12 protein-coding genes are annotated in these 15,890 nt (G+C 72.7%); 8 read left to right on the forward strand and 4 right to left on the reverse strand.

The genetic code is table 11. The features are described from left to right. Nucleotides 1-23: 23 nt before the first annotated feature. Nucleotides 24-785 (reverse strand): PP2C family protein-serine/threonine phosphatase, encoded by a 762-nt coding sequence (locus ACFWOG_RS31795; RefSeq protein WP_380362521.1) that lies wholly within the window; start codon nt 783-785, stop codon nt 24-26. Between the two features lie 149 nt (nt 786-934). Between ACFWOG_RS31795 and ACFWOG_RS31800 the strand changes: the two genes are divergently transcribed. The 4 genes from ACFWOG_RS31800 (at nt 935) to ACFWOG_RS31815 (ending at nt 4,825) form a co-directional block, all read left to right on the forward strand. Continuing rightward, nucleotides 935-1,531, forward strand: a complete 597-nt coding sequence (locus ACFWOG_RS31800) for a helix-turn-helix domain-containing protein (RefSeq protein ID WP_329947807.1) — start codon at nt 935-937, stop codon at nt 1,529-1,531. Between the two features lie 107 nt (nt 1,532-1,638). After that, complete coding sequence (locus ACFWOG_RS31805) at nt 1,639-2,862, forward strand: MFS transporter (RefSeq protein WP_380362522.1); 1,224 nt, start codon at nt 1,639-1,641, stop codon at nt 2,860-2,862. Between the two features lie 185 nt (nt 2,863-3,047). Then, entirely contained in the window at nt 3,048-4,175 is a 1,128-nt protein-coding gene (locus tag ACFWOG_RS31810; RefSeq protein WP_329879654.1) for an LLM class flavin-dependent oxidoreductase, read from the forward strand. Then, on the forward strand, nt 4,172-4,825 hold the full coding sequence (locus ACFWOG_RS31815; RefSeq protein ID WP_380362524.1) for an FMN reductase: 654 nt from the start codon (nt 4,172-4,174) through the stop codon (nt 4,823-4,825). The genes ACFWOG_RS31810 and ACFWOG_RS31815 overlap by 4 nt, the downstream gene beginning before the upstream one ends. Nucleotides 4,826-4,934: 109 nt before the next feature. Here ACFWOG_RS31815 and ACFWOG_RS31820 read toward each other — a convergent pair whose 3' ends face one another. After that, nucleotides 4,935-5,339, reverse strand: coding sequence for a helix-turn-helix domain-containing protein (locus tag ACFWOG_RS31820; protein ID WP_329947804.1), 405 nt, complete (start codon nt 5,337-5,339; stop codon nt 4,935-4,937). Nucleotides 5,340-5,594: 255 nt separating this feature from the next. Between ACFWOG_RS31820 and ACFWOG_RS31825 the strand changes: the two genes are divergently transcribed. From ACFWOG_RS31825 to ACFWOG_RS31835, 3 genes are all read left to right on the forward strand, one after another. After that, nucleotides 5,595-6,953, forward strand: coding sequence for an MFS transporter (locus ACFWOG_RS31825; protein WP_380362527.1), 1,359 nt, complete (start codon nt 5,595-5,597; stop codon nt 6,951-6,953). Between the two features lie 211 nt (nt 6,954-7,164). Next, nucleotides 7,165-8,277, forward strand: coding sequence for a Dyp-type peroxidase (locus ACFWOG_RS31830; RefSeq protein WP_380362528.1), 1,113 nt, complete (start codon nt 7,165-7,167; stop codon nt 8,275-8,277). After that, nucleotides 8,274-9,071 (forward strand): family 1 encapsulin nanocompartment shell protein, encoded by a 798-nt coding sequence (locus ACFWOG_RS31835; RefSeq protein ID WP_329947801.1) that lies wholly within the window; start codon nt 8,274-8,276, stop codon nt 9,069-9,071. Before ACFWOG_RS31830 ends, ACFWOG_RS31835 begins: the two co-directional genes overlap by 4 nt. Nucleotides 9,072-9,472: 401 nt before the next feature. Here ACFWOG_RS31835 and ACFWOG_RS31840 read toward each other — a convergent pair whose 3' ends face one another. After that, nucleotides 9,473-12,634 carry a tetratricopeptide repeat protein gene (locus tag ACFWOG_RS31840; RefSeq protein WP_380362531.1) on the reverse strand — a complete coding sequence of 1,054 codons (3,162 nt, stop codon included), beginning with the start codon at nt 12,632-12,634 and terminating at the stop codon, nt 9,473-9,475. A 294-nt stretch (nt 12,635-12,928) separates the two neighbouring features. Here ACFWOG_RS31840 and ACFWOG_RS31845 point away from each other — a divergent pair, with 294 nt between their 5' ends. Next, entirely contained in the window at nt 12,929-15,094 is a 2,166-nt protein-coding gene (locus tag ACFWOG_RS31845; RefSeq protein WP_380362533.1) for an ATP-binding protein, read from the forward strand. 29 nt (nt 15,095-15,123) lie between these two features. Here ACFWOG_RS31845 and ACFWOG_RS31850 read toward each other — a convergent pair whose 3' ends face one another. Then, entirely contained in the window at nt 15,124-15,756 is a 633-nt protein-coding gene (locus ACFWOG_RS31850; protein ID WP_355405124.1) for a hypothetical protein, read from the reverse strand. Nucleotides 15,757-15,890 lie beyond the last annotated feature (134 nt).

The following is a 15,890-nucleotide window of genomic DNA, read 5'->3' on the forward strand; positions in this document are numbered from 1 at the left end:
CCTCCGTGGTCGTCCCACCCCGCTCACGCCCCGATCCGTACCAGCGCCAGCGTGATGTTGTCCGGGCCGCCGGCCTCGATCGCCGCCTTCCAGAGTGCGAACGCGGCCCGTCCGTCGGCCCGTCCGGGATCGTCGGGCGGGAGGTCGAGCAGGGCGAAGAGCTCGTCCTCCGGGAGCGGGTCGGTCAGCCCGTCGCTGCACACCAGGTACCGGTCGCCGACCGCCAGCGGGGCGCGGCGCACGTGCGGTTCGACGAAGGTGAGGCCGAGCGAGCCACCGAGCGACTGGGTGACCAGCGAGGTGGTGCGCCGACCGGGTTGCAGCGGCGGACTGTCGTCCACGCTGACCCGGCGCAGCCCCGTCCCCTCGACCCGGTAGACCCGGCTGTCGCCGACGTTGAACACCACGGCCTCGTCGGGCAGCAGCACCAGGCCCGCGACCGTCGTCCCCATCGCGGCCAGCTCCGGATCGTCGGCCGCCGCCGCGTACACCGCCCGGTTGCAGTCCTGGAGCGCCTCGCGGACGGTCTCCTCGCTGACCAGGTCCGGGCCGGCCGCCGCCAGCCGCCGCGCGACCAGGGAGCTGGCCACCTCGCCGCCGGGGTGGCCGCCGAGGCCGTCGGCGACCGCCACCACGCACGGCGGGCCGACGGGGAAGAGCATGGTCTGCGGATTGGTGGTCACCGTCGCACAGAGCGTCCACGGCCCGACGGCCAGGCTGTCCTCGTTCTGCTCCCGCACCAGGCCCTCGTGGCTCAGCGCGCTCACCTCGATGTAGGCCGTCATCGGTTCGCCGTCCTTCCGGAGCTCCGGGCCGGCCGCGCCCGACTCCTCCCATTGTCGCGCGCGCCGTCCGCGCCGTCCGAGCCGTCCGCGCCGGGCGGGGCCCGCTCCCGGGTATTGCACCGACCGATCCAAAAAGCTACGGTGCTGCCATGGCGAGACCGCGCACCTTCGACGAGGACCGGGCGCTGGACGCGGCGATGCGCGCGTTCTGGGCGAACGGTTACGAGGCCACCTCCACGCAGGACCTCTGTGCGGCGACCGGTCTCGGGCGGAGCAGCATCTACAACACGTTCAGCAGCAAGCACGACCTGTTCAAGCGGGCGCTGGCCCGCTACATCGACCTGATGACCATCCCGCAGATCGCCCTTCTGGAGGACCCGGAGCTGCCCCCGGCGGCGCGGATCCGGGCCCTGTTCGAGCGGATCGTCGACGCCGAGTTCGCCCTGCGCCCGGAGGGGCGCAGCATCGGCTGCCTGACGGTGAACACCATCGTCGAACTGGCCGGGCGCGACCCCGAGGCGGCCGCGATGGTGGGCCGGGACCAGGAGATCCGGCTGGTCGCGCTCCGGGGGGTGCTGGCGGCGGGGCAGCGGTCGGGCGAGATCGCCTCCCGCCGGGATCCGGGCGACCTGGCCCGGTTCCTGAACGCGGTGATCGGCGGCATGCGGGTCGCCGCCCAGGGCGGGGCCGACCGGGCCGCCCTCGAAGCCGTCGCCGCGACCGCGCTCGACGCCCTGGCCCCCTGAGGCCACCGCCCGACCGGACCTCCCTTCCGCCTTCCCTTCCGCCTTCCCGTGCCTTCGCCTGCCCTAATTTTGAACCGATCAATCCAAAACCACCTGGGAGCAACACCGTGCCACGTGCCGTGTACGTCCTCGCCCTCGGCATCTTCGCGATGGTGACCAGCGAGTTCGCGGTCGCCGGGCTCATGCCGCAACTGGCGGAGGGCCTCGACGTCACCGTCCCGCAGGTCGGCTACCTGATCACGGCCTTCGCGGTCGCGATGTCGTTCGGCGGCCCGTTCCTCACCGTCGCGGTCCTGAGGATGCGCCAGAAGAACGCCCTGATCCTTCTCTTCGCGATATTCCTGGCAGGGAACCTGATCGCCGCGACCGCCTCCGGCTACCCGGTGATGCTGGTGGCCCGGGTGGTCACCGGCGTCGCGGCTCAGGCGTTCTTCGGCGTCTCGATCTCGCTCTGCGCGCAGCTCGCCCGCCCGGAGATCCGTGGGCGGGCCATCGCCGTCGCGATGAACGGCCTGATGCTCGGCACCCTGCTGGGACTGCCGCTGGCCACCGTGATCGGGGAGCACCTGGGCTGGCGGGCCGCCTTCTGGACGGTCGCCGTGCTCACCGTGGTCGCCGCGCTCTGCACCCTCGCCGGCGTGCCCGACGTCGACCATGCCGAGGGCGGCGGTTCCGTCCGCTCCGAACTGGGCGTCTTCCGCAACCCCAGGCTCTGGCTGACCTTCTCCACCAGCACCCTGATCATCGGCGCGACCTTCGCCGCGTTCAGCTACGCCAACCCGATCCTCACCGAGGTCACCGGCTTCTCGGCCGGTTCCGTCCCGCTGCTGCTGGTCGCGTACGGCGCGGCCACCGTCGTCGGCAACACCGTGGTCGGGCGCTTCGCCGACCGCTTCGCGGTGCCCGTGCTCACCCTGGGCCTGGCGCTGAACGCCGTGTTCCTGGTGGGCTTCGCGCTCTTCGCGGACCTGCCGGTGCCGGCCGTCGCGTTCCTGCTGGGCATCGGTCTGGTCGGCGTCACGATGAACCCCGCGATGGTGTCCCGCGTCCAGCGCACCGGCAACGCCCGCCCGCTGGTGAACACCGTCCACTCCTCCTTCATCACCCTGGGGATCATCATCAGCACCTCGTTCGGCGGCCTCGCGATCGACGCGTGGGGCCTGCGCGCGCCCCTCTGGCTGGGCGCCGGCCTCGCCGTCGCGGGCCTGCTCACCCTCCTCCCCGAGGCGCTCGGTACCCGCCGCGCCCACCCCACCCCCGCCCCCGCCGACCGCATCCCCGCCGACCGCACCCCTGCCGACCGCACCCCCGAGCCCGCCTACACCGACTGACCTCCCCGCCCGGCCCCCGCTCCCGCCCCCGGCAGCCCTCGACAGCCCGGGGAGGGGGTCGGTGGGCAGCCGGGGGCGAGGAGATGGGTGCTCGGGGGAATATCGGCGGGACGGTCGATGCTAAGGTGGTTGAAACTTTGACGATCGGATCCCGACCGGGATTCATCAGGAGTGTGGTGAGCAGCATGCAGTTCGGAATCTTCACCGTCGGCGACGTCACCCCCGACCCGACCACGGGCCGCACCCCGAGCGAACACGAGCGGATCAAGGCGATGGTCGCCATCGCACGCAAGGCCGAGGAGGTCGGGCTGGACGTCTTCGCGACCGGCGAGCACCACAACACGCCGTTCGTGCCGTCCTCGCCGACGACCATGCTCGGGTACATAGCCGCGCAGACCGACCGCATCATCCTCTCCACCTCGACCACCCTGATCACCACCAACGACCCGGTGAAGATCGCCGAGGACTTCGCGATGCTCCAGCACCTCGCGGACGGCCGGGTGGACCTCATGATGGGTCGCGGCAACACCGGCCCGGTCTACCCGTGGTTCGGCAAGGACATCCGCCAGGGCATCCCGCTCGCGATCGAGAACTACGCGCTGCTGCACCAGCTGTGGCGCGAGGACGTGGTGGACTGGCAGGGCCGCTTCCGCACCCCGCTGCAGTCCTTCACCTCCACCCCGCGCCCGCTGGACGGCGTCGCGCCGTTCGTCTGGCACGGCTCGATCCGCAGCCCGGAGATCGCCGAGCAGGCCGCCTACTACGGTGACGGCTTCTTCGCGAACAACATCTTCTGGCCCAAGGAGCACTTCCAGAAGCTGGTCAACCTCTACCGGGAGCGCTACGCCCACTACGGGCACGGCACCGCCGAACAGGCGTACGTCGGGCTCGGCGGCCAGGTGTTCATGCGGAAGAACTCGCAGGACGCGGTGCGCGAGTTCCGCCCGTACTTCGACAACGCGCCGGTGTACGGGCACGGCCCCTCGCTGGAGGAGTTCACCGACCAGACCCCGCTCACCGTGGGCAGCCCGCAGGAGGTCATCGAGAAGACGCTGACCTTCCGCGAGTCCTTCGGCGACTACCAGCGCCAGCTGTTCCTGATGGACCACGCGGGCCTGCCGCTGAAGACGGTGCTGGAGCAGCTGGACCTGCTCGGCGAGGAGGTCGTGCCGGTCCTGCGCGCCGAGTTCGCGAAGGGCCGCCCGGCCGAGGTCCCGGACGGGCCGACCCACGAGGCCCGGGTCGCGGCCGAGCTCGCCCGGCAGGGCGAGCAGCAGCAGGAGCAGCAGGAGACCACGGAGGTGACCAAGTGACCGCGTACCGACTGGTGGTGGTCAGTGCCGGCCTGAGCAAGCCGTCCTCGACGCGGCTGCTCGCCGACCGGCTCGCCGAGTCGACGAGCCGCCGGCTCGGCTCCGCCGGGCGGCCGGTGGAGGTGACGGTGGTCGAACTGCGCGACCTCGCCACCGACATCGCGAACAACTTCGTCACGGGCTTCCCCGGCGCCGCACTGCGCGAGGCGATCGAGGAGGTCACCCGCGCCGACGGCCTGATCACGGTGACGCCGATCTTCGCGGCCTCGTACAGCGGGCTGTTCAAGTCGTTCTTCGACGTGATCGACCCGGACGCGCTCACCGGCAAGCCGGTGCTGATCGCGGCCACCGGAGGCACGCCCCGGCACTCGCTGGCGCTGGAGCACGCCGTCCGGCCGCTCTTCAGCTACCTGCGGGCGGTCGTCGTCCCGACCGCGGTGTACGCGGCCACCGACGACTGGGGCGCCGCGGGGGACCGGCTCACCGACGGCCTCCCCGGGCGGATCGACCGGGCGGCCGGCGAGCTCGCCGCGCTGCTGGCCGGCCGCGTCCCCTCGGCCCGGCCGGAGCAGGCCGCCCCGGGCGCGCAAGCCCCGGCCGCCCAGGCCGTGGTCCCGTTCGCCGAGCAGCTCGCCGCCCTGCGGGTCTGACGGCGAGGCGGCGGGAGCGGCAGGGCGCCGGTGCCGCGCGGCGAACCCGCGGCAAGAAGGGGCGGACCCGACCCGGGCCCGCCCCTTCGCCGTGCTGTGCGGCGGGTGCTCAGACCGCGCGCGCGTCGTACGAGGCGCGGGCCGTCGCGATCTCCCGCTGATGCGACTCCGTCCACGTCACCAGCGACTGGATGGTGGCGTGCAGCGTCCGCCCCAGCGGCGTCAGCGCGTAGTCCACCCGGGGCGGCACCACCGGGTGGACCGTCCGTTCGACCAGGCCGTCACGCTCCAACTGCCGCAGCGTGACGGTGAGCATCCGCTGGCTGACCCCGTCGATCTCGCGCCGCAGCTCGGTGAAGCGCAGCGAGCGGCGGTCGAGCAGGGCGATGACCAGCAGCGACCACTTGTCGGCGATCCGGTCGAGGATCTGCCGGACCTCGCAGTCCTCCCGGGTGTCCCACTGGAGCACGTCGTAGCCGTCCTCGGTACCCGCGCAGTGCGTCGGTAACTTCAAAGTGCCTTCTTCCACAGCTCCTGATGCTGCCTCAGGATGGCCAGTGGTTACAAGAGGGAACCGACCGGCCGAAGAGGAACCGGCTCGTTCTGTCGCCCTCGCCTCCCCGCGCACTCCCAGGAGACCTCCGTGTCCGTGTCATCAGCCGTGCCCGAAACCGGAAGCCCGGGCCCTGTCGGAAGCCCGGGCCCGTCCGGCGGCCGGGTCGACGCCGCCTCCGGGCCCCCGTCCCGCTTCGGCGGGCGGGAGGCAGCCGTGCTCCTCGTGCTCTGCGGCGCGATCTTCCTGGAGGGCATCGACGTCGCGATGCTCAACGTGGCGCTCCCGTCGATCCGCGCCGACCTGGGGATGAGCACCGGTTCACTCAGCTGGGTGCTGAGCGCCTACGTGCTCGGTTACGGCGGGTTCATGCTGCTCGGCGGCCGGACCGCCGACCTGCTGGGCCGGCGCCGGATGTTCCTGCTCTGGCTCACCGTCTTCGTCCTCTTCTCCGGCCTCGGCGGTCTCGCCACCGAGGGCTGGATGCTCATCCTGGCCCGCTTCGTCACCGGCCTCTCCGCGGCCTTCATGACCCCCGCAGGACTGGCCGTCATCACCACCGCCTTCGCCGAGGGGCCCCGTCGCAACCGCGCCCTGCTCGTCTACGCGGGCACGGCGGCGGCCGGCTTCTCGCTCGGTCTGGTGGCCGGCGGGCTGCTCACCGCCGTCAGCTGGCGCTGGGTCTTCTTCGCTCCCGTCCTGCTGGCCGGCGCCCTGCTGATCGCCGCACTGCCGCTGATCCCGCGCGACGAGGCGCCCACCCGTCGCGCCGGCGAACGCTTCGACCTGGCCGGCGCCGCGACCGCCACCGGCGCGATGCTGCTGCTGGTCTACGCGGTGGTCAGGCTCGGCGAGCCCGGCGCCGAGGCACTCTGGACGGTCGCCTCGCTGGCCGGCGGACTGGCCCTGCTGGCCGCCTTCGCGGCGATCGAACGGCGCTCCGCCGCACCGCTGGTCCGTCTCGGCCTGCTGCGCTCCGGGCCGCTCCTGCGGGCCAACCTGGGCGCGCTGCTCTTCGCCGGCTCGTTCTTCGGCTTCCAGTTCGTCGTCACCCTGTACCTCCAGGACCTGCGCGGCTGGAGCTCCCTCCAGACCGGGCTCGCGCTGCTCGCCGTCGGCGTGGACGCGGTACTGGCCCCGACGCTCACGCCCCGGCTGGTCGAGCGGTTCGGCAACGCCCGGGTGATCCTCGGCGGCTTCTGCCTGGCGGCCGTCTCGTACGCACTGTTCCTGCCGGTCGGGCTCGACTGGACGTACCCGATGATGTTCCCGACCATGATCCTCACCGGACTGGCGTTCGCGCTCGCCTACGGGCCGCTGACCATCGCCGCCACCGACGGCGTGGCCGAGGAGGAGCAGGGGCTGGCCGGCGGGCTGCTCAACACCTCCTTCCAGTTCGGCGCGGCACTCGGCCTCTCGGTGGTGACCACCGTCAACCTGGCGGCGACCGGCACGGACGGCACCGCGCAGGCCGGGCTGGACGGCTTCCGTGCCGCGCTGGTGGTGCCGGTGGCGGCGGTCGTGCTCGGCGCCCTGGTCACCGCGACCGGCCTGCGCCGCCGCACCCGCGGCTGACCCCCGCGCCACTGCGCCGCACCGTCGCGCCCGGCCCCGCGCCGGCCCCGCCCCAGGACCTGCCCCGGGGACCGTGTCACCTGCCGGCCCGTACCGGACGGATCCTCCGTCCGGTACGGGCCTTCCCGCGTTCGGGGCGGCGACCGCGCCGTAATGTCCGCTCTGGGGTGTAATCGTACGGACGATCAGACCCCGGAGACCGGAGTCCGCCATGCCCTCCGTGCCGCCCCCGTCCGCCGCCCGACTCCCGGCCGCCGACCCGGCGCCGCCCGCCGACCCGCCCGACGCGCAACCCGTCCTCGCCCCGCTCACCAGCGCCGCGATCTTCCTGGTGCTCACCGTCGACCCCGGTGGCGAGCAGACCGTCCGCGCGCTGCTCCCCGACCTCGCCGGACTGCGCCGCTCCGTCGGCTTCCGCGCCCCCGACGCGGGCCTGACCTGCGTCACCGGCATCGGTTCCGACGCCTGGGACCGCCTCTTCGCCGGCCCCCGTCCGGCGGCGCTGCACCCCTTCCGGGAGGTGGCCGGAGCCCGTCACCGCGCCCCGGCCACCCCGGGCGACCTGCTGTTCCACCTGCGGGCCGCCCGCATGGACCTCTGCTTCGAACTGGCCGGCCAGCTCACCCGGCGGCTCGCCGGGGCGGCCACCGTCGTGGACGCCGTCCACGGCTTCCGCTACTTCGACGACCGTGACCTGCTCGGCTTCGTCGACGGCACCGAGAACCCCGAGGGCCGGGCCGCGGACGCCGCCGTCCGGGTCGGCCCCGAGGACCCGGAGTTCGCGGGCGGCAGCTACGTCATCGTGCAGAAGTACCTGCACGACCTGGACGCCTGGAACAGGCTGCCGGTCGAGGCACAGGAGCGGGCGGTCGGCCGTACCAAGCTCACCGACATCGAACTCGACGACGACTCCCAACCCGCCGACTCGCATGTCTCCCTGACCACGATCACCGGCCCGGACGGCGAGGAACGGCAGATCATGCGGTTCAACATGGCCTTCGGATCGTTCGAGGACGGTGGCGAGTTCGGCACCTACTTCATCGGCTACGCGCGCGACCCGGAGGTGACGGAGGAGATGCTGCGGAACATGTTCGTCGGCCGCCCGCCGGGCGCGTACGACCGGCTGCTGGACGTCTCCACCGCCGTCACCGGGACCCTCTTCCACGTGCCGACCGCGGACTTCCTCGACGACCCGCCGCCCGCACCCGCCGCGGACACCGCCGACGCCCCGCCCGTCCCCGCAGCGCCGCCCCGCACCCCGTCCCTCGCCTCCTTCGATGGCTCGCTCGCCATCGGCAGCCTGAAAGAGACCCCGTCACGATGAACAACCTGCACCGCGACCTCGCCCCCGTCTCGGCCGCCGCCTGGGAGGAGATCGAGGAGGAGGCCCGGCAGACCTTCAAGCTGCACGTCGCCGGCCGCCGGGTGGTCGACCTGAGCGGCCCCGAGGGCCTCGCGCTCGCCGCCGTCGGAACCGGCCACCTGACCTCCATCGACCCGCCCGCGGACGGTGTCGTGGCCCACGCCAGGGAGGCCCGGCCGGTCGTCGAACTGCGCGTCCCGTTCACCGTCTCGCGCGAGGCCGTCGACGACGTCGAGCGCGGCTCCCGCGACTCCGACTGGCAGCCCGTCAAGGACGCCGCCCGGGCGCTCGCCCTGGCCGAGGACCGCACCGTCTTCGAGGGCTACCGGGCCGCGGGGATCGAGGGCATCCGCGCCGGCGCGTCCAACCCGGCGGTGCCGCTCCCGGCCGACGTCCGGGACTATCCCACCGCCGTCAGCCAGGCCCTCACCGTCCTGCGCCTCGCCGGCGTCGGCGGCCCGTACGCCCTGCTCCTCGGCGCCGGGGCCTACACCGCCGTGAGCGAGACCTCGGACCACGGCTACCCGGTGGCCGCACACATCGCCCGCCTGCTCGACGGCGAGATCATCTGGGCCCCGGCCGTCGAGGGCGCCTTCCTGCTCTCCGCCCGTGGCGGAGACTTCGAACTGGTCCTCGGCCAGGACGTCTCCGTCGGGTACCTCTCCCACACCCCTGACACCGTGGACCTCTACCTCCAGGAGTCCCTGACCTTCCGCCTCCTCACCGCGGAGGCCGCCGTAGCCCTGGGCGGCTGAGAAGTCGGGCGGGGTCATCTCCGAGGGCGTGATCGGAGCCCCGATCACGCCCTCGGAGATGGCGCGGCGCCTCAGTACCAGATGGGCATCCGCCAGAAGAACCCCGGTGCCGCCGGTTCCGCGGAATTATTGGCCGGCTCGGTGGCTCGGATCCGAGGGCATTCGACTATCGGGGCGTGAAGGTCGCTCATTTCCTGTGTCTCTCTGCGTGTAGCGATGGTTCGGGGCGCGAAGATCTGCTGCGCTCCGAGCCATGTGTAGCAGAGTCGTCAGGGGCAACACAAAGCGGTGTCTGACACATTGGCATGTGTTCGGTACCGTGCAATCGTTGGATCCATGTAGCGACTGCTTAGTATCTCTACGATCAAATTCGATCAGAAGTGCATAGAGTCGACGAGCAGTCAATCGGAACGCGGCACTCCATCTGCGCTTCGTGGATGGATCTTGGTAAGCGCCTCTTCGGCCAGGTCGGCCTGGTCGGCGGCGCCGATCTGCCGGGCGATCGAGATCGCCGCAGTGAGGTGGCCGATCGCGGCGACGCTCTGTCCGAGCATGACCTCGGAGCAGCCGAGCCCCCGTAGGGCGGCCACTTCTTCGCGGGTCGTTCCGATGGATCGGGCCAGCGCGAGGGCGATGGTGTACTGATCGTGAGCTTCCGCCGGACGGTCGGCCGATCGAAGTGTGTCACCGAGGCTGTTGAGCGTGTCCGCCTCGTGTCGGATGCCGCCGACTGAGCGGAACACGGACAGGGCTGACCGGTAGAGAGTCAGGGCTCGATCGAGTTCCTCCGGGATCCTGAGCGAGGATGCCAGGTTGATCTTCACGACTGCCAGGTCGAAATGGGACATGAAGTCCACCCCGCGTTCGAGTATTCGTTCGAATGCGATGCGGGCCGCCGGAAGGTCGCCGGCGCTCAGGTGAAGGTCGCCGATATTGTTGAGAATTATCAGTTCGAAAGTTCTGTCATTGAATTGCCGAGCCAACGGAAGGGCGCTCCGATAGGCCGTGAGGGCCATTTCCTGATTTCCTAGTGAGCTCTGCACGATTCCGACGCTGGCGAGGCACCGGGCGGTGTTCCAGCGGTCGCCGCTCTCTCTTCGGATTCGCAGCGCCTCCTCTTGCATGGCAAGAGCCTGGGGCAGGGAGCTCTGGTGCCAGAGCAGCTCGCCGAGCAGGCTCAGTGCCTCTGCGATGGCATCTGTGTCCTCCTCGGCCCGAGCCAGGGCGAGCCCGCGCTCCAGGGCCTCGAACGCCGCCGGGTAGCGCGAGGCGTTCGCGAGGGTCGCGCCGAGGTTGATCAGCGCCCGTGCCTCGCAGCGGTCGTTCGCTGCCGAACGCCAGTACGTGACCGAGGCTTGATGCAGGTCGTGGGCCTCACTCCAGTAGGCCTGGGCGTCAAGGTGGCCGGCCAGTACGTGAGCCAGCCAGGCGGCGGCCTCGGGGTGCTCGGTGTTCTGTGCATGGGCTGCGAGCGCGATCAGTCCCGCTTGCTCGGTGTCAAGCCAGTCCCGCGCGGATTCGGTTGAGTTGAGGTCAATGTCGTACAGGAGTGTTTCCAGTCCGGGTAATTGACGGAGCGGTGGCAATGCGAGACGTGACCGCCGCGGATACAACAGCCGGTCGGCTTGGTCGGCCGCCCCGAGCATGAAACCGAGCAGCCGGCGGATGGCTCCATCGACCTCTTCCGGGCCCCCCTCCTCGCGAGCCAGCAGAATCGCGTACTCGCGGAGGAGGTCATGGAGTTGGAAGCGCTCCGGCACGTCCTCGCCAAGTAGGTGGCAGTGGTGCAGGGCCTCCAGAATCTGGTCCGTCTCGTCGACCGACCGCCCCAGCAGCGCCGCCGCCGCGTGCAGGCCGATGTCCGGCCCCGGGTAGAGGCCCAGTAGCCGGAACGCCTCCCGCTGCTCGCGGGGCAGGGAGCGGTAGGAGACCTCGAAGGCGCGGGCGATGCTCTCGGAGCCGTGCCGGATCTCCGCGAGCCGGCCGGTCTTGCGGGACAGCCGCTGGGCCAGATGATCCAGGGTCCACGAGGGGCGCGCCTTGAACCGGCTCGCGGCTAGTTCGATGGCCAGCGGCAGAAGGCCGCAGCGGTCGACGATTTCGACGATCCGGCTGCGGTCGCCCGCCCGTTCGCGACCGACCACCGAGGTGAACAGGGCGACCGCGTCATCGACGGGCAGGATGTCCAGGAAGATCGGTCTGGAGCCGGGTAGCTCGGCGAGCCGGTGGCGGCTGGTGACGAAGACCAGGGAGGCAGGGGCGGTCGGTAGCAGGGGACGGATCTGGGCTGCGCTGGAGGCGTCGTCGAGCACCACGACGGCCCGGCGCGAGGCCAGGACCTCGGCGCAGAGCCCGAAGAGCTCCTCGGTGTCGAGCGGGATGGTCGCGGCCGGAACACCGAGTCGCCGGAGCAGTGCGGTGGCTGTGGCCTCGGTGGTGAGCGGGTGCTGGTTGCCCGCGTGGGCACCTAGGTTGAGGTGAACGTAGCCACCGGGGAAGCGCGACCGCATCAGGTGTGCCGCATGCAGGGCGAGCGTGGTCTTGCCGACGCCGGCCATGCCGAGGATCGCGGACACGGTCACCACGCCGCCCTGCTCGTTCCCGTCCTCGGGCTCGCCGAGCAGTCGTCGGAGATCGTCGTGGCGGCCGATCATGTGTCGAGCCGGTGGGCCGACCGGGACTGGCCGTTGGGCGGGCGCCGTGCGCGCAGGGTGCGGCCGAGCCGTCGTCCGCCGGTCGGTGCGTCCATCCGTCCGGTCCTCGGGCGGCGGCTCCGCCCGCCCGTCCGGTCCCGAGAGCGGGGCGCCCCGCAGCATCCGCTCGTGGAGGCGGGTGAGGGCGGCGCCGGGGGCGGTGCCGAGGTCGGCGCGGAGGCGGCGGACGACGGCGGGGTAGACGGCGAGCGCCTCGGCCTGGCGGCCGGCGCCGTGGAGGGCGACCAGCAGGTGGGCGGCGACGCGTTCGTCGGTGGGGCGCTCCTCGCGGAGCGCGGTGAGTTCGGGGATGAGTTCGCTGTGGCGGCCGAGCCGGAGGTCGATCTCGACCCGCAGGAGGGTGGTGGCGAGGCGCTGGTCGGCCATGGTGGCGCGGGTGGACTGGGCCCAGCCGCCGGGGAGTCCGGCGAGCGGTTCGCCGCGCCACAGTTCCTCGGCCCGGCTCAGGACGGTCCGCGCCTGGACGTCGTCCCCGTTGTCGGCGAGTTGGCGGGCTCGCCGCGAAAGGTCGACATAGCGATGCCAGTCGATCAATTGGGGGTCGGTGCGAAGCGCATACGTGTGCGATCGGGTGTCGATGGTGGGGACGTCCCGGGGCGCGCTGAGGCCTTCCGCGTCGGCGGCCTTTCGCAACTCGCTCCGAATGCGGGAGACGTGACTGTAGATGCTGGCCAGCGCGCTGGGCGGCGGTTCCTCGTCCCAGATCCTGTTGGCCAGCCACTCGTGCGAGAGCGGTCGCCCCACCTCCAGGGCCAGGGCGGCGAGCAGGCGGCGACGCTTGTCCGAGCGAATCGCCAACAACTCGCCGTTCACCGAAAGTTCAACCGAGCCCAGAAGATGGAACTCCATTCGACGCCCCCCGCCGGTTGGCTACCAGCTTGCCGTGTCGGAGGTGAGCATCCCACGCTTTCGGGCGCCGCTGCTATACCGTCTGCCTTCTTCAGGGATCGAGGTTATTGGCATATTCTCCATATGACCATGCGTCATGTGGTATCGGCTGCACGGTATTTGATCACCTCTGATCACCGTCGGGGTCCTGCCACTCGGATACGTCGTTCTGCGGGTAGGGGGACCAGTGGAGCCTGTGACGTTCACGGAGCCGGATGCGCAGCCGGGTGCACGGCCGGCCGGCGGGAGCGGCCGGTGAGTGAGGCGGATCAGCAGTCGAAGGGCGGGAGTTACTCGGTCTCCGGCACCCGGGTGGGCGGTTCGGTGGTCCAGGCCGGGTCGATCCGGAGCGTGCACATCCACGGCGGGCCCGCCCCGGCCCCGGCGCTTCCCGTGCCACGCCAACTCCCCCCGGTGCCGAGACGCTTGGTCGGACGTGAGGACGATCTCGCGGCGCTGGACCGGTCGTTGGGCGACGCGACCGACGCCGCCGACGTCACGGTGGTGGTGACCGGTCCGGCCGGGGTGGGCAAGACGGTGCTCGCCACCCAGTGGCTGCGCGGCCTGTCCGGCAGGTTCCCCGACGGCCAGCTCTACGCCGACCTGCGCGGTCACGCCCCGGGCGGGCCGGCCGACCCGGCCGAGGCGCTGGGCGCCTTCCTGCGGGCCTTCGGGATCACGCCGGTGCCCGGCAGCCTGGCGGAGGGGGCCGCGCTGTGGCGCTCGCTGGCCGCCGAGCGCCGGATCGCCGTGCTGCTCGACAACGCCTCCACGGCGGCGCAGGTCCGCCCGCTGCTGCCCGGTTCGGAGCACGCCGTCGTCGTGGTCACCAGCCGGCGCCGCCTCACCGGCCTCGGCATAGACGGGGCCGTATTCCGCAAGGTCGACCTGCTCTCGGACGACGCGGCGGCGCAGCTGCTCACCCAGCGGGTCGGCGAGGACCGGGTGGCCCGCGAACGCGCCGCCGCCGCCGAGGTGGTGGAGCGCTGCGCGGGCCTGCCGCTCGCGGTCTGTCTGGCCGCCGCCCGGATCGCGGCCCGCCCGGTCCAGTCGCTCGCCGCCACCGCCGAGGCGCTCGGCCACGAATCCGACCGGCTCGCCGCGTTCGACGTGGAGGGAGAGGCCGTGCACCATGTGCTGGACGCGTCCTTCGAGGTGCTGGACGCGGACGCGGCGCGCTTCTACCGGCTTCTCGGTCTGTTGCCCTTCCCCGTCTTCACGCTCGATGTCGCCTGCGCCGTGGGCGACTTGGCACCCGGCGTGGCGGACCGGCTGCTCGACGGCCTGATCGACGTCCACCTCCTGGAGGAGATGGAGGGCGGATTCCGTTTTCACGATCTGGTGAAGTTGCACGCCCGGGCGCTCGCCGTCGAGGTCCGTGACGCGCCGGAGGGCCGGGCCGCCGTCGATCGTGTCCTCGACTGGTACCTGGCCTCCGCGACCGCTGCCGAGGCGCTGCTCAGCCCGAGCCACCGCACCCTGGGCCGTGACTACACGCGGCAACCGGTGCCCCGCGCAAGAGAGTTCACCGAAGAGGCGGAGGCCCTCGGCTGGCTGGACGCCGAGGCCGACCGGCTCGCGGACGCACTGCGCTGGGCCGCCGCCACCGACCGGACCGCCGTCGCCTGGCAACTCGTCGACGCCATGTGGCCGTTGTTCCTCCGGCGGCGTCCGGCCCGGCTCTGGATCGAGGCGCACCGGATCGGCCGGGCCGCCGCCCGCGCGGCCGGCGACCGGGCGGGGGAGCTGCGGATGCTCACCTCCGGCGGCACCGGCCTGCGCAACGCCGGGGAGGGGGAGGAGGCGGCCGCCTGGTTCGAGGAGGCGTTCGCGCTGGCCCGGACGGTCGGCGACCCGCTCGTCGAGGCCGACGCGCTCTACGGCCTGAGCCAGACCCACCGGACGGCGGGCCGGCTCACCGAGGCGGCCGAGTGCCTCCGCGGGGCGGTCACCCTGCGTGAGGCCCGGGGCTACGCCCGTGGCACCGCCCTCGCCCGTCTGGCGCTGGGTGACGTCCTGCTCGCCGCCGGGCGGGCCGCCGAGGCCGTCCCGGTGATCACCGGCGCCCACCGTGAACTGGCCGCCGTGCCCGCCGCGTACGAGGCCGCCCGGGCGCTCGCCTTCCTCGGTCAGGCGCACGCGGCGCTCGGTGCGGACGGGGAGGCGGAGCGATGCTACGCGGAGGCGCTGGCCGAGTTCCGTACCGGCCAGGCCCGGCACTGGGAGGCCCGTGTCCTCGAACTCACCGGCGACCTGGCCCGTGACCGCGGGCGCCTCACCGAGGCGGCGGCCCGGTACCGGGAGTCGCTGGCCCACTACCGGGCGCTGGCCGCCCCCGACGCCGCCCGCCTGGCCGCCGGCCTCGACGCCCTGGGGGCCGCCGCCTCCCCGCCGGACGACGGGGAGGCGGGCCCGGAGTAGTGGTGCCGCCGGGCGCAGGTCGGTTCGGCTCACCGGCCGTCGGGCCGTCCGGGTGGGCGCCCGGTCGGCGGGGCTGTGGGCGGGGAGGGTGTGCCGGGCCGCCGTCCGCGGCCGAACCTGCCGCCGAGCGACCCGTGCGGGGAGGACGCCGAGGCGGCCAACGTGGTGATCTCGGCCAGTGCCCGCCCGGCGGCCAACCAGGCGTGGGCGAGCGAACCGACGGCCGACCGCGGCCAGGAGGACGGCGGACCGCCGGTGCCGGGCCGGAGCCGGAGGGCCAGCCGCCCTCCCGTCCGGGCGAGGACGAGGAACGAGCCGCCGCCGCACTCGGCCGAGGCGACCGCGCAACCGGGGTGCGCCCGCAGGACGGCGGCGAGCCGGGCGAGTGCCTGTCGGGGATCGGGCGCGCGGAGGTGGAGGACGTCGGCATGGTGGCGCCACCGGCCGGCGTCGGGGTCGGTGAGGTCGAGCGCCAGGTGCTCGTCGACGAAGGTGCGGGCGAGCGGGTCGCCGTCCGGATCGTTCCGCAGGCAGCTGGTGAGCAGACCGTGGCAGAAGCCGGCGGGGGAGTGGACGCGGGCCTCGAAGAGCGAGGCGGGCGCCCCGGCCGACGGCGCGAGGCCGTCGGCCGGGGCGAGCCGCACCGTGTGCAGTGCGGCCACGGTCACCCCCACCCGCCGTGTCCGCCGTGTCCGGCAGATCCGCGGGGGTGGCCGGGCCCCGGGGACCCCCCCCCCCCCCCGGGGGACCCCCCGGAGCGGGGGGGGGGGGGGGGGCGCGCCCGGGGGTGCGGGGC

This window comes from Kitasatospora sp. NPDC058406, from assembly GCF_042722765.1.
Classification (GTDB): domain Bacteria; phylum Actinomycetota; class Actinomycetes; order Streptomycetales; family Streptomycetaceae; genus Kitasatospora.